At 72.2% G+C, this 23,708-nt stretch carries 17 protein-coding genes and 1 pseudogene; 3 read left to right on the top strand and 15 right to left on the bottom strand.

Annotated elements, in window-relative coordinates; genetic code table 11:
* Positions 1 to 10: 10 nt before the first annotated feature.
* Together IE251_RS33575 and ureA are read right to left on the bottom strand one after the other, a co-directional pair.
* Complete coding sequence (locus IE251_RS33575) at positions 11 to 1,735, bottom strand: urease subunit alpha (protein WP_189756717.1); 1,725 nt, start codon at positions 1,733 to 1,735, stop codon at positions 11 to 13.
* Entirely contained in the window at positions 1,732 to 2,430 is a 699-nt protein-coding gene (gene ureA, locus IE251_RS33570) for an urease subunit gamma (protein ID WP_189756716.1), read from the bottom strand. Before ureA ends, IE251_RS33575 begins: the two co-directional genes overlap by 4 nt.
* A gap of 186 nt (positions 2,431 to 2,616) precedes the next feature.
* Between ureA and IE251_RS33565 the strand changes: the two are divergent.
* A pseudogene (locus tag IE251_RS33565) lies at positions 2,617 to 3,358 on the top strand (cytosine permease); the annotation flags it as partial.
* On the opposite strand, the gene IE251_RS33560 reads toward IE251_RS33565, so the two are convergent.
* From IE251_RS33560 to IE251_RS33540, 6 genes are all read right to left on the bottom strand, one after another.
* The gene (locus IE251_RS33560; protein WP_189756715.1) at positions 3,355 to 4,443 is read right to left on the bottom strand and encodes a branched-chain amino acid aminotransferase; all 1,089 of its coding nucleotides are present in this window, start codon (positions 4,441 to 4,443) and stop codon (positions 3,355 to 3,357) included. The pseudogene IE251_RS33565 and the gene IE251_RS33560 sit on opposite strands and share 4 nt — an antisense overlap.
* 243 nt (positions 4,444 to 4,686) lie before the next feature.
* Positions 4,687 to 5,730, bottom strand: coding sequence for a 3-isopropylmalate dehydrogenase (locus IE251_RS33555; protein WP_030793102.1), 1,044 nt, complete (start codon positions 5,728 to 5,730; stop codon positions 4,687 to 4,689).
* Positions 5,731 to 5,818: 88 nt separating this feature from the next.
* Positions 5,819 to 5,950, bottom strand: coding sequence for a hypothetical protein (locus IE251_RS41790; RefSeq protein ID WP_086025501.1), 132 nt, complete (start codon positions 5,948 to 5,950; stop codon positions 5,819 to 5,821).
* A gap of 258 nt (positions 5,951 to 6,208) precedes the next feature.
* On the bottom strand, positions 6,209 to 6,748 hold the full coding sequence (locus tag IE251_RS33550; protein WP_189756714.1) for a GNAT family N-acetyltransferase: 540 nt from the start codon (positions 6,746 to 6,748) through the stop codon (positions 6,209 to 6,211).
* Positions 6,749 to 6,834: 86 nt separating this feature from the next.
* Positions 6,835 to 8,466 (bottom strand): L-glutamate gamma-semialdehyde dehydrogenase, encoded by a 1,632-nt coding sequence (gene pruA / locus IE251_RS33545; RefSeq protein ID WP_189756713.1) that lies wholly within the window; start codon positions 8,464 to 8,466, stop codon positions 6,835 to 6,837.
* A 38-nt stretch (positions 8,467 to 8,504) separates the two neighbouring features.
* On the bottom strand, positions 8,505 to 9,431 hold the full coding sequence (locus tag IE251_RS33540) for a proline dehydrogenase family protein (protein ID WP_189756712.1): 927 nt from the start codon (positions 9,429 to 9,431) through the stop codon (positions 8,505 to 8,507).
* A gap of 165 nt (positions 9,432 to 9,596) precedes the next feature.
* Between IE251_RS33540 and IE251_RS33535 the strand changes: the two genes are divergently transcribed.
* A complete protein-coding gene (locus IE251_RS33535) occupies positions 9,597 to 10,889 on the top strand; it encodes a PucR family transcriptional regulator (protein WP_229897042.1) in 1,293 nt (430 codons plus the stop codon).
* A gap of 19 nt (positions 10,890 to 10,908) precedes the next feature.
* Here IE251_RS33535 and IE251_RS33530 read toward each other — a convergent pair whose 3' ends face one another.
* Both IE251_RS33530 and IE251_RS33525 read right to left on the bottom strand, forming a co-directional pair.
* Positions 10,909 to 12,450 carry an FAD-dependent monooxygenase gene (locus IE251_RS33530; protein ID WP_189756710.1) on the bottom strand — a complete coding sequence of 514 codons (1,542 nt, stop codon included), beginning with the start codon at positions 12,448 to 12,450 and terminating at the stop codon, positions 10,909 to 10,911.
* Positions 12,451 to 12,529: 79 nt separating this feature from the next.
* A complete protein-coding gene (locus IE251_RS33525) occupies positions 12,530 to 13,114 on the bottom strand; it encodes a TetR/AcrR family transcriptional regulator (protein ID WP_189756709.1) in 585 nt (194 codons plus the stop codon).
* Positions 13,115 to 13,210: 96 nt separating this feature from the next.
* Here IE251_RS33525 and IE251_RS33520 point away from each other — a divergent pair, with 96 nt between their 5' ends.
* Entirely contained in the window at positions 13,211 to 14,740 is a 1,530-nt protein-coding gene (locus IE251_RS33520; RefSeq protein WP_189756708.1) for an MFS transporter, read from the top strand.
* 66 nt (positions 14,741 to 14,806) lie between these two features.
* Here the strand turns inward: IE251_RS33520 and serA are convergent, their stop codons facing one another.
* From serA to IE251_RS33495, 5 genes are all read right to left on the bottom strand, one after another.
* Positions 14,807 to 16,396 (bottom strand): phosphoglycerate dehydrogenase, encoded by a 1,590-nt coding sequence (serA, locus tag IE251_RS33515; protein WP_189756707.1) that lies wholly within the window; start codon positions 16,394 to 16,396, stop codon positions 14,807 to 14,809.
* A gap of 252 nt (positions 16,397 to 16,648) precedes the next feature.
* The gene (ilvC, locus tag IE251_RS33510) at positions 16,649 to 17,647 is read right to left on the bottom strand and encodes a ketol-acid reductoisomerase (protein ID WP_030793129.1); all 999 of its coding nucleotides are present in this window, start codon (positions 17,645 to 17,647) and stop codon (positions 16,649 to 16,651) included.
* Positions 17,648 to 17,765: 118 nt separating this feature from the next.
* Complete coding sequence (ilvN, locus tag IE251_RS33505; RefSeq protein ID WP_030614411.1) at positions 17,766 to 18,290, bottom strand: acetolactate synthase small subunit; 525 nt, start codon at positions 18,288 to 18,290, stop codon at positions 17,766 to 17,768.
* A gap of 30 nt (positions 18,291 to 18,320) precedes the next feature.
* A complete protein-coding gene (locus IE251_RS33500) occupies positions 18,321 to 20,171 on the bottom strand; it encodes an acetolactate synthase large subunit (protein WP_189756706.1) in 1,851 nt (616 codons plus the stop codon).
* Between the two features lie 243 nt (positions 20,172 to 20,414).
* On the bottom strand, positions 20,415 to 23,519 hold the full coding sequence (locus IE251_RS33495; RefSeq protein WP_189756705.1) for a putative bifunctional diguanylate cyclase/phosphodiesterase: 3,105 nt from the start codon (positions 23,517 to 23,519) through the stop codon (positions 20,415 to 20,417).
* Positions 23,520 to 23,708: the final 189 nt, after the last annotated feature.

The following is a 23,708-nucleotide window of genomic DNA, read 5'->3' as shown; positions in this document are numbered from 1 at the left end:
CTTAGAGGAATCAGAGGAAGTAGAGGCGGTTGAGGGAGACGGAGTCGGCCGGTTCCGAGCGCAGCGGCTCACCGTCGAGGGTGACCAGGCCGGTGCGCTGGTCGACGTCCACCGCGCCGGTACGGGCGTTCAGGCGCAGGTCGGCGGGGCCGATGCCGCGGGTGCCGCGCACCGCGACCCGGCGGCGCCGGGTGGGCATCGCGTCGTTCCCCTGGTCGACGGCGGCCTGCGCGACGAACGCCACCGAGATGTCCGCGGCCGTGGCGCCGTACGCCCCGAACTGCGGACCGAGCACGAGGGGTTCGCAGGTGTCGGTGGCCGCGTTGGGGTCGCCGACCACGCCGTACGCCGGGAAGCCGGCCTTCAGCACGAGCTGCGGTTTGGCGCCGAAGTACTCCGGGCGCCACAGCACGATGTCGGCGAGCTTGCCGACCTCGATCGAGCCGACCTCGTGGGAAAGGCCGTGCGCGATGGCCGGGTTGATGGTCAGCTTGGCCATGTAGCGCAGCACGCGGGCGTTGTCGTCGCCCTCGCCGTCGCCGTCCAGCGGGCCCAGCTCGGCCTTCATCTTGCCGGCCATGGCGAAGGTGCGGCGGACCGTCTCCCCGGCCCGGCCCATGCCCTGGGCGTCGGAGGAGGTGATGCCGATCGCGCCCAGGTCGTGCAGCACGTCCTCGGCGCCCATGGTGCCGGCCCGGATGCGGTCGCGGGCCATGGCGGCGTCGCCGGGCAGGTCGGGCTTGAGGTCGTGGACGGAGACGATCATGCCGTAGTGCTCGGCGACCGCGTCCCGGCCGAAGGGCAGGGTGGGGTTGGTGGAGGAGCCGATGACGTTCGGGACACCGGCCATCTTCAGCACGTTGGGCACGTGTCCGCCGCCGCAGCCCTCGATGTGGAAGGCGTGGATCGTGCGGCCCTCCAGCACCCTCAGGGTGTCCTCGACCGACAGGCACTCGTTCAGGCCGTCGCTGTGCAGGGCCACTTGGACGTCGTGTTCCTCGGCGACCCGGAGCGCGGTGTCCAGGGCGCGGGTGTGGGCGCCCATGTCCTCGTGCACCTTGAAGCCGCTCGCCCCGCCCTCGGCCAGCGCCTCGATCAGCGGCGCCGGATGGGAGGACGAACCCCGGCCCAGGAAGCCGATGTTGACCGGCCAGGCGTCGAAGGCGTTGAAGGCGTGGCGCAGCGCCCAGGGCGAGTTGACGCCGACGCCCCAGACGGGGCCGAACTCCTGCCCGATGATCGTGGTCACGCCGGAGGCGAGGGACGCCTCCATGATGCGCGGCGACAGCAGGTGCACATGGGTGTCGACGGCGCCGGCGGTGGCGATCAGGCCCTCGCCGGAGACGATGGAGGTGCCGGTGCCGACGACGACGTCCACGCCGTCCAGGGTGTCCGGGTTGCCGGCCCGCCCGATGGCGGCGATGCGTCCCTCGCGGATGCCGATGGACACCTTGCGGATGCCCTGCACGGCGTCGATCACGACGACGTTGCTGATCACGACGTCGCAGGTGTCGCGGACGGCGGCGGCCTTCAGGTGCAGTCCGTCGCGGGCGGTCTTGCCGAACCCGGCCAGGAACTCGTCGCCGTACTTCTGGGCGTCGGACTCGACACGGACGGTCAGCCCGGAGTCGCCGAGGCGGACGCGGTCGCCGGCGCGCGGGCCGTGGGTGGCCGCGTAGGCGTGCGGGTCGATGTGGATCGACCGGCTCACCTCTCGTCCCTTCGAGCGGCTCATCGCTCCTCGTCTCCTTCCGGGGTCACTCCCAGGTAGCCACAGGCGGCGGCCCTGCGCAGGGCCTCTTCCTTCGCGCCGGGCGCGTCCAGCGGCCCGTCCACCAGGCCGGCGAAGCCGATCGCGATCCGCTCGCCGCCGATCGGCACGAGCGGGACCTCGGCGCTCTCGCCGGGCCCGAAGCGGACCGAGGAGCCCGCGGGTACGGCCAGCCGCATGCCGTAGGCGGCGCGGCGGTCGAAGTCGAGGCGCGGGTTGGCCTCGAAGAAGTGGAAGTGGGAGGTGACGGAGACGGGCACGCCGGCGGTGTTGGTGACGTGCAGCCGGACGGCGGGTTCGGGGTCGGCGTGCTCGGGGCCGGGCAGCAGCGCGCCCGGGGCGTCCTCGCCCAGGCCCCCGCCGATGGGGTCGGAGACGACCGCGAGCCGGGAGCCGTCGTCGAAGACGGCCTCGACCATCACCTCGGTGACGACGTCGGCGACGCCCGGCAGCACGTCCTCGGGTCCGAGCACCGACCGGGCGGCCTCGATGGCCTCGGCGAGCCGCTTGCCGTCCCGGGCCGCCTCGCAGACGGTGTCCGCGATCAGCGCGGTGGCCTCCGGCACGTTCAGCCTGAGGCCGCGCGCCCGGCGGGCCCGGGCCAGCTCCGCGGCACCGAAGAGCAGCAGCCGGTCACGCTCGGTGGGGGTCAGTCTCACGACGCGGCACCTCCTTGTCCTCCACGTCCTCCACAGATTAGAACACCACTCTAAACAGAGAATTCGCGTTCCCGAAGCATTGGCCGGACAAGTGGCCTCACGTCACATTGAACGCTGCTCTAAGAGTGCCGCTCTCACACTGCTGCACACCCGTGGCCGCCGTCGAAGGAGACCAGCCATGCCGATGTGATCGTCTTCGGCTGGCTGCCGCCGTCCTTCGGGCTCGGCTGGTGGGCGTCGGTGAGCGCGGTCCTGGCGGGCACGGCGGTCGGCACCCTGTTCACGGCCCCGCTCGCGCTGATCTCGCTGCGCACCGCGACCAACCTGTCGACCTCCTCCGGCGCCCAGTTCGGTGTGCGGGACCGGCTGGTCGGCTCGGTCGTCGGGCTGCTGCTCGCCCTCGGCTACACCGCGCTGCGGCATGACCTCCCGCGCCCGCGCCACCTGCACGGTCGCCGTGGTGGCCACGGCCTGCGTGTTCGCCGGGCACTACGCGTGGGACGCGCAGTCGGCGATGACGTCGTTCGTGCTCCTGCTGACCGCCATCGGCACCCCCTGGGCGGTCATCACCCTCATCGGCTTCGTCCGCTGCGGCGGGGTGTACGACGCCGACGCCCTCCAGGTCTTCAACCGCCGCGCGCGGGGCGGGATCCACTGGTACCGGGCGGGCTGGAACATCCCCGCCACCGTCGCCTGGGCGCTGGGCGCGGCGGTCGGCCTGCCGGCGGTGTCCCTCCCGTCGTACGAGGGCCCGCTGCTGCGCCTGACGGGCGGGGTGGACTGCAGCTTCCTGCTGTCGGGCGCGGTGGGAGGGGCGGTGTACCTGCCACTGAGCACGCGCGAAGGGGCACGGGGAACCGCGCGACCGGCCACAGCGGCCCCGCAGACGCCCGGCACCCCTTCGCGGCACATCGAACCGCGCGCTTAACCGACCCGGTGCATCCACCCGTGCTTGTCCTCCGTCAGACCCCGCTGCACGGACAGCAGCGCTTCCCGCAGCCGCATGGTCACCGGCCCGGTCGAACCGTCGCCGTGGGACCACTGGTCGCTCTTGGTCTTGACGTGGCCGATGGGCGTGACGACCGCCGCGGTGCCGCACGCGAAGACCTCGGTCAGCGCGCCGGACGCCGCGTCCTCGCGCCACTGCTGGAGGGTGATCGTGCCCTCCTCTGCGGTGTAGCCGAGGTCGCGGGCGACCTGGAGGATGGAGTCGCGGGTGATGCCCTCCAGGATGGAGCCGCTGAGCGCGGGGGTGACGATCCGGTCGCCGTAGACGAAGGCGACGTTCATGCTGCCGGACTCCTCGACCTTGGTGCGGGTCACCGCGTCGAGGTAGACGACCTGGTCGCAGCCGTGCGCGGCGGCCTCGGCCTGCGGCAGCAGGGACGCGGCGTAGTTGCCGCCGGTCTTGGCGTCGCCGGTGCCGCCCGGGACCGCCCGGACGTGGTCCTCGGCGACCCAGATGGTGACCGGCTTCACGCCACCGGAGAAGTAGGCGCCGGACGGGGAGGCGATCAGCATGAACAGGTACTCGTTGGCCGGGTGGACGCCGAGCGCGGCCTCCGTGGCGAACATGAACGGCCGCAGGTAGAGGGACGCCTCGCCGCCGTGCGGCGGGACCCAGTCGGCGTCCTGGGCGAGCAGCGCGTCCAGCGCGGCGATGAACAGCTCCTCGGGCAGCTCGGCCATGGCCATGCGGCGGGCGGAGTGGCGGAACCGGCGGGCATTGGCCTCGGGACGGAACAGCGCGACCGAGCCGTCCGGCTGGCGGTAGGCCTTCAGCCCCTCGAAGATCTCCTGGCCGTAGTGCAGGACGGCGGTGGAGGGGTCCAGGGAGATCGGACCGTACGGAACGAGCTGGGCGTCGTGCCAGCCGCGGCCCTCGGTCCACCTGATCGTCACCATGTGGTCGGTGAAGTGGCGGCCGAAGCCGGGGTCGGCCAGGATCGCCTCGCGCTCTGCGGCGGCGAGCGGGCTGGCGGACGGCTTGAGCTCGATCGTGGGCGTCGTCATCAGTGGTTGTCCTTCACCGGTTGTAGTGACGGGCCGCGCTCACGCCTGCACCCCCGGTCGTCGGTGATCGGACGTCCGAGCATTCCCTCATATCGCGGCTCCGCGTTCGATTATCGCGCGCGGGCGGCGACGGACGGAATCAGGGTGGGGCGGCCCAGGGGTTGATGGTGACACCCGGCGGGGCATGACAGAAGCCGCCGGGTGCGGTTCGCGACCCGGCGGCTCGAGGTGTAGCGCGGCGGGTCAGCCGGCTACGCGTACGGCGAGCGCGTCGCCGATCTCGGAGGTGGAGCGGGCCGGCTTTCCGGCGCGCTCGGTCAGGTCGGCGGCCACGGCCGTGTCGATGCGGTCGGCCTCCGACTCGTAGCCCAGGTGGCGCAGCAGCAGGGCGACGGACAGGACGGTCGCGGTGGGGTCGGCCTTGCCCTGGCCGGCGATGTCCGGGGCCGAGCCGTGGACCGGCTCGAACATGGACGGGAACTCGCGGCTGGGGTTGATGTTGCCGGAGGCGGCCACGCCGATGCCGCCGGAGACGGCCGCGGCGAGGTCGGTGATGATGTCGCCGAAGAGGTTGTCGGTGACGATGACGTCGAAGCGGCCGGGGTCGGTGACGAGGTAGATCGTCGCCGCGTCGACGTGGATGTAGTCGGTGGTGACCTCGGGGTACTCCTCGGCCACCTTGGTGAAGATGTTCGTCCACAGGTGCCCGGCGAAGGTCAGCACGTTGTTCTTGTGGACCAGCGTGAGCTTCTTGCGCGGACGGGCCTGGGCGCGCTCGAAGGCGTCGCGGACGACACGCTCGACGCCGTAGGCCGTGTTGACGGACACCTCGGTGGCGACCTCGTGCGCGGTGCCCTTGCGGATGGTGCCGCCGTTGCCCGTGTAGGGGCCCTCGGTGCCCTCGCGGACCACGACGAAGTCGATCTCCGGCTGGCCGGCCAGCGGGGTGGCGACACCGGGGAGCAGCTTGGACGGGCGCAGGTTGACGTGGTGGTCGAAGGCGAAGCGGAGCTTCAGCAGGAAGCCGCGCTCCAGGACGCCGGACGGCACGGACGGGTCGCCGATCGCGCCGAGCAGGATGGCGTCGTGGCCCTTGAGCTGCTCCAGGTCGGCGTCGGTGAGGGTCTCACCGGTGGCGTGGTAGCGCTTGGCGCCGAAGTCGTACTCCTTGGTCTCCAGCTTCACATCCTGCGGAAGGACGGCGGAGAGGACCTTCAGACCCTCGGCCACGACCTCCTGGCCGATGCCGTCACCGGGGATCACTGCGAGATTGATGCTGCGAGACATGTCGGCACCCTACTCCTCGTCCCAGGTGATGACACGACCTGTCCGCGATGCGGACGGACGGGGGTCGCTCGGCACGCGCCGGCCCGGCTCAGTGGCCGGTCTGGCCGCCGTTGTCCCGGCGGTCGAGGGCGCGCTGGAGGGCGGCGGCGGCGTTCTTGCGGTCGGACTCGCTCGTACGGGACACGTGGCGGACTCGGCGGCGGACGGTGGTCTCGGCCATGGCAATCGACTCCTTCGGCATGCGTGGAGCACGGCAATGAGAGGGTGCGAGACGCCGGAAGGGGCGGGGAGCGCTCGGCCGCAGGGGTTGCCTGCGCGGGCCGGCTCACGACCGCCATTCGCTGGATGGAGCGAGACGTTCGGCTTCTTTCACGTTAAGGGAGCGGCCCGCGCCTGTCTGCACAATTACTCGGACTTCCTACTATCTGAGACGACGGCCCCGCTGAGCTGGGCTTTCGCCGGGCCCCCCGACACGGCGTCAGACGATGTCGCCGTCCCGCCAGTCGAAGACCAGTTCCCCGGACGCCTCCAGCGGACCGGCGAGCGCGGGCCGCACGTACACCCCGCCCTCCTCGTCCGGCAGCCGGACGACGCCCTCCGGGGAGAGGGCGTGCACCGGTCCGGGCCAGCACTGCCAGCCCCGGGCGGCGTACAGCAGGGCGCCCTCGTCGCTCGCCGACAGCGCGCCGAGGTCGTAGGCCCGGTCGATCATCCGCTCCAGCTCGGCCATCACCCGTCCCCCGAGCCCGGTGCGCCGTACGTCGGCCCGTACGGCGACGCCCTCGACGTACCCGGTGCGCAGCCACCGCCCCCGGTGCCGCACCCGGCGCATCACGAGGGCCCCGTGCGCGGCGAGGCCCGTGCCGTCCTCGATCAGCGCGTGCGTCCCGCCCAGCCCGTGGTCCCAGTCCTCGTCCGAGAAGTCCCCGTCGAACGCGTCGTCCAACAGGGCGCGTATCTCCCGCAGTCCGGCGGGTTCGAGGTCGGCGGTGTGGACGAGTCGGCAGCGAGGAGTCATGACCGCAGTATCGCCCCCCGGACATGGCGACGGCCCGGGAGGCCCGCTGCGGAAGCGGGCGTCCCGGGCCGGGATCGCGGGGGCGGTCAGCCCATGTGCGGGTAGGCGTAGTCGGTCGGCGGGACCAGGGTCTCCTTGATGGCGCGGGTCAGGGTCCAGCGCAGCAGGTTCTGGGGGGCGCCGGCCTTGTCGTTGGTGCCGGAGGCGCGGCCGCCGCCGAAGGGCTGCTGGCCGACGACGGCGCCGGTCGACTTGTCGTTGATGTAGAAGTTGCCCGCGGCGAAGCGGAGCTTCTCCATCGTGTACGCCGCCGCGGCGCGGTCGTTGGCGATGACCGAGCCGGTGAGGGCGTAGTCCGACACCGACTCCATCTGGGTCAGCATCTCGTCGTACTTGTCGTCCTCGTAGACGTACACCGCGAGGATCGGGCCGAAGTACTCGGTGGTGAAGACCTCGTTCTCCGGGTCGGTGCACTCGATGACGGTCGGGCGGACGAAGTAGCCCACCGAGTCGTCGTAGGAGCCGCCCGCGACGATCGTGCAGGTGGGGTCGGCCTTGGCGCGGTCGATGGCGGCCTTGTTCTTGGCGAACGAGCGGTCGTCGATGACGGCGCCCATGAAGTTCGACAGGTCGGTGACGTCACCCATGGTCAGGTAGTCGACCTCGGCGGCGAACTCCTCCTTGAAGCCCGAGTTCCAGATGGAGGCCGGGATGTAGGCGCGGGAGGTGGCGCTGCACTTCTGGCCCTGGTACTCGAAGGCACCGCGGGTCAGGGCGGTCTTCAGCACCGCGCGGTCGGCCGAGGGGTGGGCGACCAGGAAGTCCTTGCCGCCGGTCTCGCCGACCAGACGCGGGTAGGAGCGGTACTTCTCGATGTTGTTGCCGACCGTCTTCCACAGGTACTGGAAGGTCTTGGTCGAGCCGGTGAAGTGGATGCCCGCGAGGTCCCGGTGCTCCAGGGCGACCTCGGAGACCGCGATGCCGTCGCCGGTGACGAGGTTGATGACGCCCTTGGGCAGGCCCGCCTCCTCCAGCAGCTGCATCAGCAGCACGGCGGCGTGGGTCTGCGTCGGGGACGGCTTCCAGACCACCACGTTGCCCATCAGGGCGGGGGCGGTGGGCAGGTTGGCCGCGATCGCCGAGAAGTTGAACGGCGTGATCGCGTAGACGAAGCCCTCCAGCGGGCGGTGGTCCAGACGGTTCCACACGCCCGGAGAGTTCGCCGGGGGCTGCTCGGCGATGATCTGGCGGGCGTAGTGGACGTTGAAGCGCCAGAAGTCGACCAGCTCACAGGGCGAGTCGATCTCGGCCTGCTGGGCGGTCTTGGACTGGCCCAGCATGGTGGACGCGGCGATCGTCTCGCGCCACGGGCCGGCCAGCAGCTCGGCGGCGCGCAGGATGATCGCGGCACGGTCGTCGAAGGACATCGCGCGCCAGGCGGGGGCGGCGGCCAGGGCGGCGTCGATGGCGTCGCGGGCGTCCTGCTGGGTGGCGTGCCGGCCGGTGCCGAGGACGGACTTGTGGTTGTGCGGCTGGACCACCTGGAACGGCTCGCCGCCGCCCAGCCGCTTCTCGCCACCGATGGTCATCGGCAGCTCGATCGGGTTCTCGGCCAGCTCCTTGAGCTTGGCCTCCAGCCGGAGGCGCTCGGGCGAGCCGGGGGCGTAGCCGTGCACCGGCTCGTTGACGGGGGTGGGGACCTGGGTCACAGCGTCCATGAGATCCGTAACTCCTTGTACGTGAGCGGGTGGTGGGCTCAGCCCTTGCTGACCATGGAACGGAGGAAGAACCGGAGGTTCGCCGGCTTCTCCGCGAGACGGCGCATGAAGTAGCCGTACCAGTCGGTGCCGTAGGCCGTGTAGACGCGCATGCGGTGGCCCTCGGCGGCCAGCCGCAGGTGCTCCTCGCTCCGGATGCCGTACAGCATCTGGAACTCGTACTCGTCGAGCTTACGGCCGGCCTTGTGGGCCAGCTCCTGGGCGATGGCGATCAGGCGGGGGTCGTGGGACCCGATCATCGGGTAGCCCGCGCCCTCCATCAGGATCCGCAGGATGCGCACGTAGGCCTTGTCGATCTCGTGCTTCTGCTGGTAGGCGACCTCGGCGGGCTCCTTGTAGGCGCCCTTGACCAGGCGGACCCGGCTGCCGGAGGCGGCGAGGCGGCGGGCGTCGGCCTCGGTGCGGAAGAGGTAGGCCTGGATGACGCAGCCGGTCTGCGGGAAGTCCTTCCGCAGCTCCTCGTGGATGGCGAACATCGAGTCGAGGGTGGTGTGGTCCTCGGCGTCCAGGGTGACCGTCGTGCCGATGGCGGCGGCGGCCTCGACGACCGGGCGGACGTTGGCGAGGGCCAGCTCATGGCCGCCGTCCAGCGCCTGGCCGAACATGGAGAGCTTGACCGACATCTCGACCTTCTCGCCCAGTTCCAGGGCCTTGAGGTGGTCGATGAGCGCCAGGTAGGCGTCCCGGGCGGCGGTGGCCTGCTCCGGGGCGGTGATGTCCTCGCCGACGACGTCCATCGTCAGCTCCAGGCCCTTGGCCGTCAGGTCCTCGATGATCGGGACGATGTCGGCGACGGTCTCACCGGGTATGAAGCGGTCGACGACCTGCTTGGTCACCGGGGCCGCCGAGATCAGGCGTCGCATCCGGTCGCTGCGCGACGCGGCGAGAATCACGGGACCCAGCACGGGGCACCTCCACAGACAAGCACCAAAAGAGGCCGCCACCCGACGATTCGGGTACGGCACGGAGAACCACCGTGAAACCTAAGGATCTCTCCGATCCTGGGCCATCGACAGCTGTCACGCATCCGTGCCCGAGATCTCAGACAGATGTATGAAGGCGGCCGGGGAATGGGGGAGAATGCCCGGGTGGCGGCGGATTTCAAGGCGTTCAAGGCGGACTACCAGGAGCTGGTGGACGAGATCTCCGAGTTGCTGGGCGTGCCCGCGACCCTGGAGAACCGCGACTTCGAGCTGATCGCCTTCGGGGCCTACGACAGCGAGGACGAGCTGGACCCGTCCGCGCTGGACCCGGTGCGCACCCGCTCGATCCTCACCCGGCGCTCCACGGCGACCGTCCGGGCCTGGTTCGAGGGGTTCGGCATCACCCGGGCGACCGGGCCGGTGCGCATCCCGCCCAGCCCCCAGGCCGGTGTCTACCGGGGCCGGATCTGCCTGCCGGTACGCCACCGGGGCGTCGTCCTCGGCTACGTGTGGCTGCTGGACGGCGACCCGGGGCCGACCGACGCCCAGCTGACCGCCGCCATGCGGGTGGCGGACCGGATCGGCGCGCTGCTCGCCGACGAGGCGGAGGCCGGGGCGGGGCTGAGCCGGGAGCTGCGGGCGGTGCTCACCGCCGACCGGGGCTGGCAGCGGGACATGGCGGTGGCCGACCTGCGCACCGCGCTCGGCCCCCGCGCCGACGGCCCGCACACGCTGGTCTGCGTCGCGCCCTGGCCGGCGGCCGACCCGGACGACGTCCCCGCGCCGCGCACGGTCCCGCACGCCACGGCCCTGTGCGCCCTGCCCTGGGGAGCGGCCGGCCTGAGCCTCGCGGTCCTGGTGCGGCTGCGCACCCCGGACACGACGGCCCCCGCGGTGGCCGCCGCCACCCGGCTGCTGAAGGAGGCCGAGGAGTCCCGGGGCACGTTGGCGCGCGGCGCCGGGGCGCGGGCGGCGGCGGCCGTGGCGGCGCGGCCCGGCGGGGCGGCCGGGCTCGCCGCCCGGGCCACCGGCCACGCCGCCGGCGTCGGGGAGCCCGGCGCGGGCCTCGCGGAGCTGGGCACGATGTGGCAGCAGGCGTTCGACGCGGCGCGCGCCGCGCTGGCCGAGCCACGGCTCGGGCCGGTCGCCCAGTGGGCACGGATCGGGGCGTACCGGCTGCTGACCGCACTGCCGCCGGAGACCGCGCGGGACCGGGTGGTCGGCTCGCTCCTCTCCCCCGCCCACGCGGAACTCGCCCGGACGGCGGAGATCTACCTGGACTGCGCGGGCCAGGCCGGGCGCACGGCGTCCGAGCTGGGCATCCACCGCCAGACGCTGTACTACCGGCTGTCCCGGGTGGAGCAGCTGACCGGCCTGGACCTGGACGACGGGGAGGACCGGCTGCTGCTGCACATGGCGCTGAAACGGGCCCGGCTGTGAGTCCTGCCCGACCGAGTGGTCACGCTGTGCCGGTGAGCGCGGCGAGGGCGCGGCGGAGGCTGCCGGCGCCGGTGGGGCGGGCGGCGATGTGGCCGTCGGGGCGGACGAGCAGCGTTCCGTGCGGGCCGAGGCCGAGGGCTTCGGCGGGCCCGGCGGGCAGGGGCGCGATGCGCAGCGGACAAGGGGTGGCGGTCGGTGGTGTCGGGCGGGCCGGATCCGCGGTGAACAGGGTGAACCACTCGCCGCAGACGTCGAGCGTGGAGCGGCCGGGGCCGAGCCAGAGGTGGGGCATGCGACGGCCGGGGTCGGTGGTGGGGACGTAGTCCGGGCCGGTGTCGTCGGTGCGGCCGCCCGCGCAGAGGACGGCGCCGGAGCGGTAGGTGACGCCGAGTACGAGGCCCAGTTGCGCGAAGTACCGCTCCGACCAGGGGGCTTCGGCCGGCGCCGGGGTCGCCGTGCCGGTACGGAGCTGTTCCCGGCGCCGGTCCAGCACCCGGGCCGCCAGCCTGGTGTTGGCCACCGCCTGGCGGAGTGTCGTACGGGCGACGGGCCGGCGTTCCGCCTCGTAGCTGTCCAGCAGGGCCGGGGAGGCCCACCCCTGGAGCACTCCGGCCAGTTTCCAGCAGAGGTTGTGCGCGTCGGCGATGCCCGCGTTCATGCCGAGCCCGCCGATGATCGGCACCGTGTGCGCGGCGTCGCCGGCCAGCAGGACGCGGCCGCGGCGGAAGCGGTCGGCGACGAACGCGGTCATCACCCAGTGCTGGACGCGCAGCACGTCGGGCCGGACACCGGCGCCGGGGCCGAGGGCGCGCGCGACGACGGCCGGCCAGTCGGCGGTGTCCGCGTCCTCGGGCGTGGGTCCGAACCAGGCCCAGCCGCCCTCGGGGTACAGCGGCAGGAACGATCCGTGCGTGGTGAAGTAGACCCCGGCGGGCTGCCGGGCGCACCAGCGGCCGAGGTCGGCGTCGAAGACGACGGTGGTGAAGGCGCCCAGCTCCCCCGGTCCGCCGGTGCCGATGCCCAGCAGCCGGCGGACGGTGGAGTGCGCGCCGTCGGCGGCGAGGAGGTAGCGGGCCCGGACCCGCATCCGGGCGCCGGGTGCGGGCCCGTCGAGCAGCGCCACCACGCCGTCCGGGTCCTCGGTCAGCCCGACGAGTTCCGAGCCGAACCGCGGCGGGGTGTCCGCCGCGCCGAGCAGGGTGGGCTCCAGCCGGTCCTGCGAGGTGACGACACCGGTGACGGGGCTCTCCGGCACCGGCGCGCGGACCCCGGTCATGGCGGCGGTGGCGAAGTCGGGGCCGCTCAGGGTGTCGCGGAAGCGGACCCGGCCGTACTCCGGCGGAAAGGCGCGGGCGGCGACGCGGCCGGCCAGTCCGAGCCCGCGGAAGATCTCCATCGAGCGGACGTTGACCAGCCGGGAGCGGGGAAACGGCGACAGCTCCCGGCGCCTTTCGACCAGCAGGGCGGGTACGCCCCAGCGGGCCAGCAGGGCCCGCGCGGTGAGCCCGACCGGCCCGCCGCCCACGATCAGCACCGCCGTCTCCGCGTCCGCTACGGGCATCCCGGACGCCGTTCCGCGCGGCGGGTCCGCCCCATGGGTTCACTCTGGCGCGCCCGCCGGCCGCCCGCAAACCGGCGGATCAGCGCGCCCGGGCCGCGTCCATCACCCGCCGCAGGCCCTCCGTGAGCTGCTCGGCGGTGGTCGCGGTGCCGGGGTCGAAGAGCCACTGGACCATGAGGCCGTTGAGCAGGGTCTGGTAGAGCCGGCCCTCGGTCTCGGCCCGCTCCGGGTCGACGTCGGTCTCCGGAATTCCGCCGATCAGGGCGACGAGCCCGCTACGGCCCTCCGCCTGCGCCTCGGCCAGCAGCTTGCGGACCTCGGCCAGCCGCTCGTCCTGGAACATCAGCTCGAAGCTGAGCAGCCAGACCGGCCGGGCCTCGGGAACGGTGCGGATGACGGCGGCCCACACCTCTTGGAAGCGTTCCAGCGAGCCGGACGGCTGGGTCATCTCCTCGGCCGGTGGCGGGGCGAAGCGCTCGCCCAAGCCCTCGATCAGCGCGATGTACGCCTGCACCAGCAGCTCGTCCTTCGAGCCGTAGTGGTAGCCGATCGACGCCAGGTTGGTGCCCGACTCCTTGACGATGTCCCGCGCGGTCGTGCGCAGGAAGCCCTTGTGCAGCAGGCAGCGCTGGGCGCCTTCGAGCAGGTCCTCACGGTGTCCCATGCGCGCCACCCTAGCCGTTTTCATACGGCCGTCCTAGACAGACGACTTATACAAACGTTCTAGACAAGCGTTTAAGACGTCCGTACAGTCCTCGCCATGACCAACCCGACGAGCACCCTCCCCCTCGGCGCCCCAGGCGCCCCCGTCCGTGCCGGGCGCCGCGAGTGGACCGCGCTCGGTGTGCTGATGCTGCCGCTGCTGCTGGTCTCGATGGACGTCTCGGTGCTGTACTTCGCGACCCCCGCGATCAGCGCCGACCTGCGGCCGACCGGCACCCAGCAGCTGTGGATCTTCGACGTCTACGGCTTCGTCCTGGCCGGTCTGCTGATGACGATGGGCTCGCTCGGCGACCGCCTCGGCAGCCGCCGGCTGCTGCTGTGCGGTGCCGCCGCCTTCGGTGCCGCCTCGCTCCTCGCGGCCTACGCGAACAGCGCCGAGACCCTGATCGCGGCCCGCGCGGTGCTCGGCGTCGGCGGCGCGACCCTGATGCCGTCCACCATGGCCCTGGTGCGCACGATGTTCACCGACCCGGCCCAGCGCGCCAAGGCGATCGGACTGTGGTCCGGCGTGATGACCGGCGGCATCGCCCTCGGCTCGGTGCTGAGCGGCGTCCTGGTCGAGCACTTCTGGTGGGGCTCGGTCTTCCTGGTCAACCTGCCCGCGATGGCGCTGCTGCTCGTCCTCGGCCCGGTGCTGCTGCCCGAGTCCAGGAACCCCGCGCCCGGCCGCTTCGACTGGCCGAGCGTCCCGCTGTCCATGGCCGCCGTGCTCCCCGTGGTCTACGGCCTGAAGGAGATCCCCTCCGAGGGCTGGCACCCCCGGTACGTCGCCGCGCTCGCCGTCGGCCTGCTCTTCGCGGCCCTGTTCGCCCGGCGCCAGCGCACCGCCGCCGCCCCGCTGATCCCGCCGGCCCTGTTCCGCGGCCCCGCCTTCACCCCGGCGCTGGTGCTGACCCTGGTCTGCGCGTTCGGGATGATGGGCTCGGCGATCTTCACCACCCAGTACCTCCAGTCGGTCCTCGGCAAGAGCCCGCTGGCGGCGGCCCTGTGGAGCCTGCTGCCGTCGGTGCTCATCGGGATCGCCGGACCGGTCGCCGCCGGGCTCGTCCAGCGGGGCGTCCACCGCGGGCACGTCGTCACCGCCGGCTTCGCGATCGGCGCGGCCGGATACGCCCTGCTCGCCCTCGCCGGCACCGACTCCCTGTGGCTGGTGCTGGCCGCGGCCGGTGTCCTGGCCTCCGGGGTGGTCATGGTGATGTCCCAGCTGGCCGACCTCGCGATGAGCGGCGCGCCGGTGGAGCGGGCCGGCACCGCCTCCGCGCTGCTGGAGACCGGCACCGAGTTCGGCGGCGCGCTCGGCATGGCGGTCCTCGGCTCCATCGGCACGGCCCTCTACCGCCACGAGATGCCGGCCGGCGCCTCGGCCCAGGCCCGCGAGACCCTCGGCGGAGCACTGGCCGACGCGTCGCGGCTGCCGGGCCCGGCGGGCGAGTCCCTGCTGGCCACGGCGCGGGAGGCGTTCACCGGCGGGATGCGCGGCGCGGCGGTCGCGGGGGCGGTGCTGCTGGCGATGGCGGCCCTGGCGGCGGGAGCGACGCTGCGGAGGTCCCGGGCCGGGGACGAGTGAGCGGGTACGGCGAAACGCCGGACGGGCCGGGGTTCCCCCCGGCCCGTCCGGCGTTTCGCGCGTTGCTCAGACCAGGTTGACCGACCGGGCCGACGCGGCCCCGATCTCCGCGGAGAGCTCGGCCAGCACGGCGGAGCCCACCGTGTCGTCGACGGTCAGCACGGCCAGCGCCTCGCCGCCCACCGTCGCGCGGGCCACCTGCATGCCGCCGATGTTGATGCCCGCCTCGCCGAGGATGCGGCCGACGGTGCCGACGACACCCGGACGGTCCTCGTAGCGCAGCACCAGCATGTGGTCGGCGAGCGCCAGGTCGACGTCGTACCCGCCGACCGCGACGATCTTCTGGACGTGCTTCGGGCCGGCCAGCGTGCCGGAGACCGAGATCTCCTCGCCGGTGCCCAGCGTGCCGCGCACGGTCACCACATTGCGGTGGTCGGCCGACTCCGAGCTGGTGGTCAGGCGCACCTCGACCCCGCGCTCCTGGGCGAACAGCGGCGCGTTGACGTAGGAGACGGTCTCGTCCACGACGTCCTCGAAGACGCCCTTGAGCGCCGACAGCTCCAGCACCTTCACGTCGTGCTGGGTGATCTCGCCGTAGACCTCGACGTCGAGGCGGACCGCGACCTCGCCGGCGAGCGCGGTGAAGATCCGGCCCAGGCGCTCGGCCAGCGGCAGGCCCGGCTTGACGTCCTCGGCGATGACACCGCCCTGGACGTTGACCGCGTCCGGCACCAGCTCGCCGGCGAGCGCGAGACGGACGGACTTGGCGACGGCGATGCCGGCCTTCTCCTGCGCCTCGTCGGTCGACGCGCCCAGGTGCGGGGTGCAGACGACCTGGTCCAGCTCGAACAGCGGGGAGTCGGTGCACGGCTCCTTCGCGTACACGTCCAGGCCCGCGCCGGCGACCCGGCCCTCCTTCAGCGCCGCGTACAGCGCCGCCTCGTCCACGATGCCGCCGCGCGCGGCGTTGACGATGCGCACGCTCGGCTTGACCTTGCGCAGCGCCTCGTCACCGATCAGGCCGAGGGTCTCGGGGGTCTTGGGCAGGTGGACGGTGATGAAGTCGGAGACCTCCAGCAGCTCGTCCAGCGACAGCACCTTGACGCCCATCTGCGCGGCCCGCGCGGGCTGCACATAGGGGTCGTAGGCGACGACCTTCATGCCGAACGCGGACATGCGCTGCGCGACGAGGGCACCGATGCGGCCCAGGCCCACGACGCCCAGCGTCTTCTCGGCCAGCTCCACGCCCGTGTACTTGCTGCGCTTCCACTCGCCGTTCTTCAGCGCGGCGTTGGCCTGCGGGATGTTGCGGGCGGTGGAGAGGAGGAGACCGCAGGCCAGCTCGGCCGCGGTCACGATGTTGGAGGTGGGGGCGTTGACGACCATCACGCCGGCCTTGGTGGCGGCGGAGACGTCGACGTTGTCCAGGCCGACGCCGGCTCGTGCGACGACCTTGAGCTTCTTCGCGGCGGCGATGGCCTCGGCGTCGACCTTGGTGGCCGAGCGGATCAGGATCGCGTCCACCTCGGCGATGGCCGGCAGCAGCTCGGAGCGGTCCGCTCCGTTGCAGTGCCGGATCTCGAAGTCCGGACCGAGTGCGTCGACGGTGGCGGGCGACAGCTCTTCAGCGATGAGTACGACGGGTTTCGAGCTCACGTGAGTCCTCACATGTGCGATGCGGACGGCCGTCCCGACGGCCGCAGGCGGTGGAGGGGGGCTAGCCGCGGAAGACGCACGACGCTGTGGGCCTGACGCGTGTTGTGCAGAAGTGTAGTGGCGCGGCGCGTTCTGTATTACGCCTCCGCGGAAGGATCACCCGGATGAGAGGCTCCACTTTGTACGGGGCCCCGGCGGGAAGCCGCGTGGCGGTGTCCCCCGGCCGGGGAACACCGCCACGCGAAGCGGAGGTCAGGCCTCCTCGTCGACCCACGACATCAGCTTGCGCAGCTGCTTGCCGGTGGTCTCCAGCAGATGCTCGGAGTCCTGCTTCTTGTACTCGTCGTACTTCTTCAGGCCGCCGTGGTACTCGTCCATCCAGTTCTGGGCGAAGGTGCCGTCCTGGATCTCGGCGAGGACCTTCTTCATCTCCGCCTTGGTGGCGTCGGTGATGATGCGCGGGCCGGTGACGTAGTCGCCCCACTCGGCCGTCTCGGAGACGGACCAGCGCATCTTCTCCAGGCCGCCCTCGTACATGAGGTCGACGATCAGCTTCAGCTCGTGCAGGCATTCGAAGTAGGCGATCTCCGGCTGGTAGCCGGCCTCGACCAGGGTCTCGAAGCCCGCCTTGACCAGCGCCGAGGTGCCACCGCACAGCACGGCCTGCTCGCCGAAGAGGTCGGTCTCGGTCTCCTCGGTGAAGGTGGTCTTGATGACGCCGGCGCGGGTGCCGCCGATGCCCTTGGCGTACGACAGGGCGAGCGCGAAGGCGTTGCCGGAGGCGTCCTGCTCCACGGCGGCGATGCACGGAACGCCGCGGCCCTCCTCGTACTGGCGGCGGACCAGGTGGCCCGGGCCCTTCGGGGCGACCATGCAGACGTCCACGCCGGCCGGGGGCTTGATGAAGCCGAAGCGGATGTTGAAGCCGTGGCCGAAGAACAGCGCGTCGCCGTCCTTGAGGTTGTCCTTGATGGACTCCTCGTAGACCTGGGCCTGGATCGGGTCCGGGACCAGGATCATGATGACGTCGGCCTCGGCGGCGGCCTCGGCCGGGGTCACCACGCGCAGGCCCTGCTCCTCGGCCTTGGCCTTGGACTTCGAGCCCTCGTGCAGACCGACACGCACGTCGACACCGGAGTCGCGCAGCGACAGCGCGTGGGCGTGGCCCTGGCTGCCGTAGCCGATGACCGCGACCTTGCGGCCCTGGATGATGGACAGGTCGGCGTCAGCGTCGTAGAACAGCTCGGCCACTTTGGGTTCTCTCCTTGTGTGCAGGTGGTGCGTCCCACCGTATGACGGCGGGCGGGAAGGAAGTTCGGGAGTCTCGGGATACGGGCGGCCATTGATCGCCGGCCGCCCGTAACGGGTCCTATGCCGACCGGTCGAGGGCGCGCAGCGAGCGGTCCGTGATCGAACGGGCACCGCGGCCGATCGCGATCGTGCCGGACTGGACCAGCTCCTTGATGCCGTACGGCTCCAGCATCTTGAGCATGGCGGACAGCTTGTCGCTGGAACCGGTGGCCTCGATGGTCACGGCCTCCGGGGAGACGTCCACGGTCTTGGCGCGGAACAGCTGGACGATCTCCACGATCTGGGAGCGGGTCTCGTTGTCGGCGCGGACCTTCACCAGGACGAGTTCGCGCTGCACGGCCTGGCCCGGCTCCAGCTCGACGATCTTCAGCACGTTGACGAGCTTGTTGAGCTGCTTGGTCACCTGCTCCAGCGGCAGGTCCTCGACGTTCACCACGATGGTGATGCGGGAGATGTCGGGGTGCTCGGTGACGCCGACCGCGAGGGAGTCGATGTTGAAGCCGCGCCGGGAGAACAGGGCGGCGATCCGGGCGAGGATGCCCGGGGTGTTCTCCACCAGGACGGAGAGCGTGTGCTTGGACATGGTGTTCTGCTCTTCCTTGCCTGTTGCCGGTCAGTCGTCTTCGTTGTCGCCGAAGTCGGGGCGGACGTCCCGGGCGGCCATGATCTCGTCGTTGGAGGTGCCGGCGGCGACCATCGGCCACACCATGGCGTCCTCGTGGACGATGAAGTCGACCACGACCGGGCGGTCGTTGATGGAGTTGGCCTCCTCGATGACCTTGTCCAGGTCCTCGGGGCGCTCGCAGCGCAGGGCCACGCAGCCCATCGCCTCGGACAGCTTCACGAAGTCCGGCACCCGGGTGCCGCGGGCGTCCGGGTTGACGTCGTCCGGGCCGCTGTGCAGCACGGTGTTGGAGTAGCGCTGGTTGTAGAAGAGGGTCTGCCACTGGCGGACCATCCCGAGGGCGCCGTTGTTGATGATGGCGACCTTGATCGGGATGTTGTTCAGGGCGCAGGTGGTCAGTTCCTGATTGGTCATCTGGAAGCAGCCGTCGCCGTCGATCGCCCACACCGTCCGCTCCGGGCGGCCGGCCTTGGCGCCCATGGCGGCGGGGACCGCGTAGCCCATCGTCCCGGCGCCGCCGGAGTTGAGCCAGGTGGCGGGCTGGTCGTACTGGATGAAGTGCGCGGACCACATCTGGTGCTGGCCGACGCCCGCGGCGAAGATCGTGCCCTCGGGGGCGAGCCTGCCGATCCGCTCGATGACCTGCTGCGGGGAGAGCGAGCCGTCCTCGGGCAGGTCGTAGCCGAGCGGGTAGGTCTCGCGCCACCGGTTCAGGTCGCTCCACCAGGCGGTGTAGTCGCCCTTGTGGCCCTCGCTGTGCTCCTTCTGCACGGCCTGGACCAGGTCGGCGATGACCTCGCGGGCGTCACCGACGATCGGCACGTCCGCGGCCCGGTTCTTGCCGATCTCGGCCGGGTCGATGTCCGCGTGGACGATCTTGGCGTAGGGGGCGAAGCTGTCCAGCTTGCCGGTGACGCGGTCGTCGAACCGGGCGCCGAGGGCCACGATCAGGTCCGCCTTCTGCAGCGCGGTGACCGCGGCGACGCTGCCGTGCATACCGGGCATGCCGACGTGCAGCGGGTGGCTGTCGGGGAACGCGCCGAGCGCCATCAGCGTGGTGGTGACCGGGGCACCGGTCAGCTCGGCCAGGACCTTCAGCTCGGCCGTGGCCTGCGCCTTGAGGACGCCGCCGCCGACGTAGAGGACGGGGCGCTTCGCGGCGGTGATGAGCTTGGCCGCCTCGCGGATCTGCTTGGCGTGCGGCTTGGTCACCGGGCGGTAGCCGGGCAGGTCCATGACGGGCGGCCAGGAGAAGGTGGTCTTCTTCTGGAGGATGTCCTTGGGGATGTCCACCAGGACCGGTCCGGGGCGGCCGGTCGAGGCGATGTGGAACGCCTCCGCGATCACCCGCGGGATGTCCTCGCCCTTGGTGACCAGGAAGCTGTGCTTGGTGATCGGCATGGTGATGCCGACGATGTCCGCCTCCTGGAAGGCGTCCGTGCCGATCGCGGAGGACACCACCTGTCCGGTGATCGCGACCAGCGGGACGGAGTCCATGTTGGCGTCGGCGATCGGGGTGACCAGGTTGGTGGCGCCGGGGCCCGAGGTCGCCATGCAGACGCCGACCTTGCCGGTGGCCTGCGCGTAGCCGGTGGCGGCGTGGCCGGCGCCCTGCTCGTGCCGGACCAGGATGTGCCGCACCCGGGCGGAGTCCATCAGCGGGTCGTACGCCGGGAGGATCGTGCCGCCGGGAATGCCGAATACCGTGTCCGCGCCGACCTCCTCGAGGGAGCGGATGAGGGACTGCGCACCCGTGACGTGCTCGACGGGGGCGGACTGCTGTCCTCCGGAACGGGGCCGCGGCTGCGGATGGTGGGCCCCGGTGGCCTGCTCGGTCATCGGCATTCTCTTCTCGATGCTGAGGGTTTTTGCGAGGTTCGGGCGGATCTGGGGCGCTGCACGAAGGGCACTCGTGCAACAAAAAACCCCTCGTGCCACAAGGCAAGCGAGGGGAGCGCGCCGGTGAGGTCGCTGGGGATTCCGGATCGTCCTCCGGTGGGTCCCAGCTCAGCCGACGCGCTGTCCAAGTACGAGAATTCGGGTGCGCATGGGACTGACCCTCCCCCCGGCACGCACCACGTGTCAAGTGGGTGGGACGGGCGTCTCAGAATGTGAGCGAAGGGCACTGCCGCCTCCGAAGACAGCGGGAACACCCCCTGTGTACACCCCGTTCGGCTCCCTCGCACTGCCCGCGAACGCGGGTTCGGCCGGGGCGTGCGGCACCGGGTAGTGGCCGGAACCGAGCGCCCGGCGCAGCCGGTACTCGTCCAGCGGACCGGCGAACGCCATGCCCTGGCCGTGGGTGCAGCCCATGGCGCGCAGCGCGACCACCTGCTCGGGCAGGTCGACGCCCTCGGCCACCGTCTGCAGGCCCAGATCGCCGGCGATCCGCAGCAGACCACTGGTGATCTTGTACAGCCGCGCGGACTCCACCACGCCCTCGACCAGACCGCGGTCGAGCTTGAGGATGTCCACGGGCAGCCGCCGCAGCGCCGTGATGGCCGCGTAGCCGCTGCCGAAGCCGTCCAGGGCGATCCGCACCCCGAGCCGGCTGAGCGCGGTCAGCCGCCGTTCCAGCTCGTCCAGCGAGACGCGGGGGTCGGTGTCGGACAGCTCCACGACCAGCGCCCCGGGCGGCAGCCCGTGCCGGGTCAGCAGCGCCTCCACCGAGCCCATCGGGGACGAGCGGTCCAGCAGCCGCCGGGCGCTCATCCGGACCGTGACCGGTACGGCGACCCCGGCGGCGGCCCGCTCGGCCGCCGTCTGCACGGCCTGCTGGAGGATCCAGCGGTCCAGCTCGGCGGTCTTGTCGGCGTCGTCGGCCACCCGCAGGAACTCCGCCGGGGTGAACAGCACCCCCTGGGAGGAGCGCCAGCGGGCCTGCGCGGAGACGGTCGTGATCCGGCCGCTCTCCAGGCACACCACCGGCTGGTGCAGCAGCGTGAACTCGCCGTCGTGCAGCGCGGCGCGCAGACGCGTGGCCAGCTCGGCCTTGCGGACGACGTCCTGCTGCATCTGCGGCTTGTACAGCTCGACCCGGCCCTTTCCGGCCGACTTCGCGCGGTACATCGCCAGGTCGGCGTTTCTCAGCAACTCGCCCGCGCCCAGTCCCGGTTCGGCGAAGGCGACGCCGATGGAGGCGGCGACCCGGACGTCGTTGCCGTCGATGACGTACGGCTGGGAGAGGGTCACCCGCAGCCGGTCGGCCAGTTCCAGGATGTTGCGCTCCCGGGCGGCCCGGTCCCGGGTGCCGTCGCCGACGATCAGGGCCGCGAACTCGTCACCGCCCAGCCGGGAGGCGGTGTCACCCTGCCGGACCGCCTCCTGGAGTCTGCGGGCGGCCTGGATGAGCAGCTCGTCCCCGGCCTGGTGCCCGATCGTGTCGTTGACCGCCTTGAACCCGTCGAGGTCGATGAAGAGCACCGCCGTACCGCGCAGCGCGGCGCCCCGGTCGGTGGACCGGCGGCCGGCCAGGGCCTGCTGCACCCGCCGGGTGAACAGCGCGCGGTTGGGCAGGTCGGTCAGCGGGTCGTGCTCGGCGTTGTGCTGCAACTGCGCCTGGAGGCGGACCCGCTCGGTCACGTCCCGGCTGTTGAAGATCAGCCCGCCGTGGTGGCGGTTGACGGTCGACTCGACGTTGAGCCAGCCTCCCCCGCTCCCGGCTTCGCTCGAGCGGGAGGTACCCCCGTCGCCGGAGCGGAACCGGCACTCGATGCGCGTGGTGGGCTCCTCCACCGGGCTCGCGGCCAGGAAGCGGCGCACCTCGTGCACCACACGGCCCAGGTCCTCCGGGTGGATGAGGGCGGCCAGCTCGGTGCCCACCAGCTCCTCTGCGGGCCGGCCGTACACGCCGGCGGCGGCCGGGGAGACGTAGCGCAGGACACCGTTGGGCGCGGCGATCATGATGACGTCGCTGGAGCCCTGCACCAGGGAGCGGAAGTGGTTCTCCTTCTGCGCCAGTTCCTGGGTGAGGGTGATGTTGTCCAGCAGCATGATGCCCTGCCGGATGACGAGCGCCAGCACCACGGCGCCCGCCGTGATCAGCACGACGTGGTCGGGCCTGCGGCCGTTGAGGACGTTGTACAGGATCCCCAGGGTGCACACGGCCGCGGCGAGGTACGGGGTGAGCGCGGCGAGGGAGCCGGTGAGCGGCCGCCCCGCCGGGTACCGGAGGTGCTCGCCGCCCGGCGCGGGCAGCGGGGGCGCGGGGTGGTGCCCCGTGCTCCACTGGCCCGCGCCCCACTGGCCCACGGCCCACTGGCCGGTGCCGCGCTGGCCCGGCACGTGTTCGTGGACCACGCGCGTGTGCCCGTCGGGCGTGTGCGCCCGCGGCCCGGCCTGCCGCCGGGGTGCGGCCCAGGGAGCGTAGGCGAGCAGCAGGGAGCCGGCGAACCAGCCCGCGTCCAGCAGCCGCCCGGAGCGATAACTGCTGTGCAGCAGCGGCGAGGTGAACAGCGCGTCGCACAGCACGGTCAGCGCGAGCGCGCCGATCGCGGTGTTCACCGCCGTGCGGTTGCCCGGGGCGCGGCGGAAGTGCAGCGCCAGCACCATGCTGACCAGGGCGATGTCGAGCAGCGGGTACGCCAGCGACAGCGCGGCGTGCGCCACGCTCGACCCGTCGATGCGGGCCGCCTGGGCGAGCGCGAGGCTCCACGAGAGGGTGAGCAGCGAGCCGCCGATCAGCCAGGCGTCCAGCCCCAGGCAGATCCAGCCCGCTCTGCTCGCCGGCCGCTTGGCGAGCACCAGCAGGCCCACGATGGCGGGCGGCGCGAAGCACAGGAAGAACAGGTCGGCGTAGCTGGGGCTGGGCACCGGCGCGCTCAGGGCGACCTCGTACCAGCCCCAGACCGCGTTGCCCAGCGAGCTCATCGTCGCCGACAGGGCGAACAGCAGCCAGGCGGACCGGAAGCGCACCCGCGGGCCGCGGGCGTACAGGAAGCAGGAGACGGCGGCGGCGGCCGCCGCCGCGCTCAGCCCGAAGTCGCCCATCACGTCGGCGACCCGGTCCGAGCCCCAGCCGAAGGCGGAACCGCCGGCGTAGGCCGCGCAGACCAGGGCGAGGACGAGCTGCTCGACCAGGCGCCTGTTCTCGCCGGCCACCGGCCGGCGCGACGGCGGCGCCTCGTGCGGGTGCGGTGCGCGCACCGCGCTGCCCAGGGGGGTCGTCACCGAGGTCGGGGCGCTCACCGGGGCCTCCCGGTGCGTGCCGTTCCCCGGTCCCGACGGTCCCGCTGCGCCGGATACGCCGGCCGGCGACGGCCGCCGTACCTGCGCTGGTGGTGACTGTGGTGGCTGGTGTGGTGGCCGCGTCCGCCCGCGGCCGTGCGCCAGGGTCGCCGTCGGCGGCTCCGCCGCGTCGGATCGTTCGTCCATAGG

The organism is Streptomyces eurythermus (assembly GCF_014649115.1).
Taxonomy (GTDB): Bacteria; Actinomycetota; Actinomycetes; order Streptomycetales; family Streptomycetaceae; genus Streptomyces; species Streptomyces eurythermus.
This window is presented reverse-complemented; position numbering and strand designations above follow the sequence as displayed.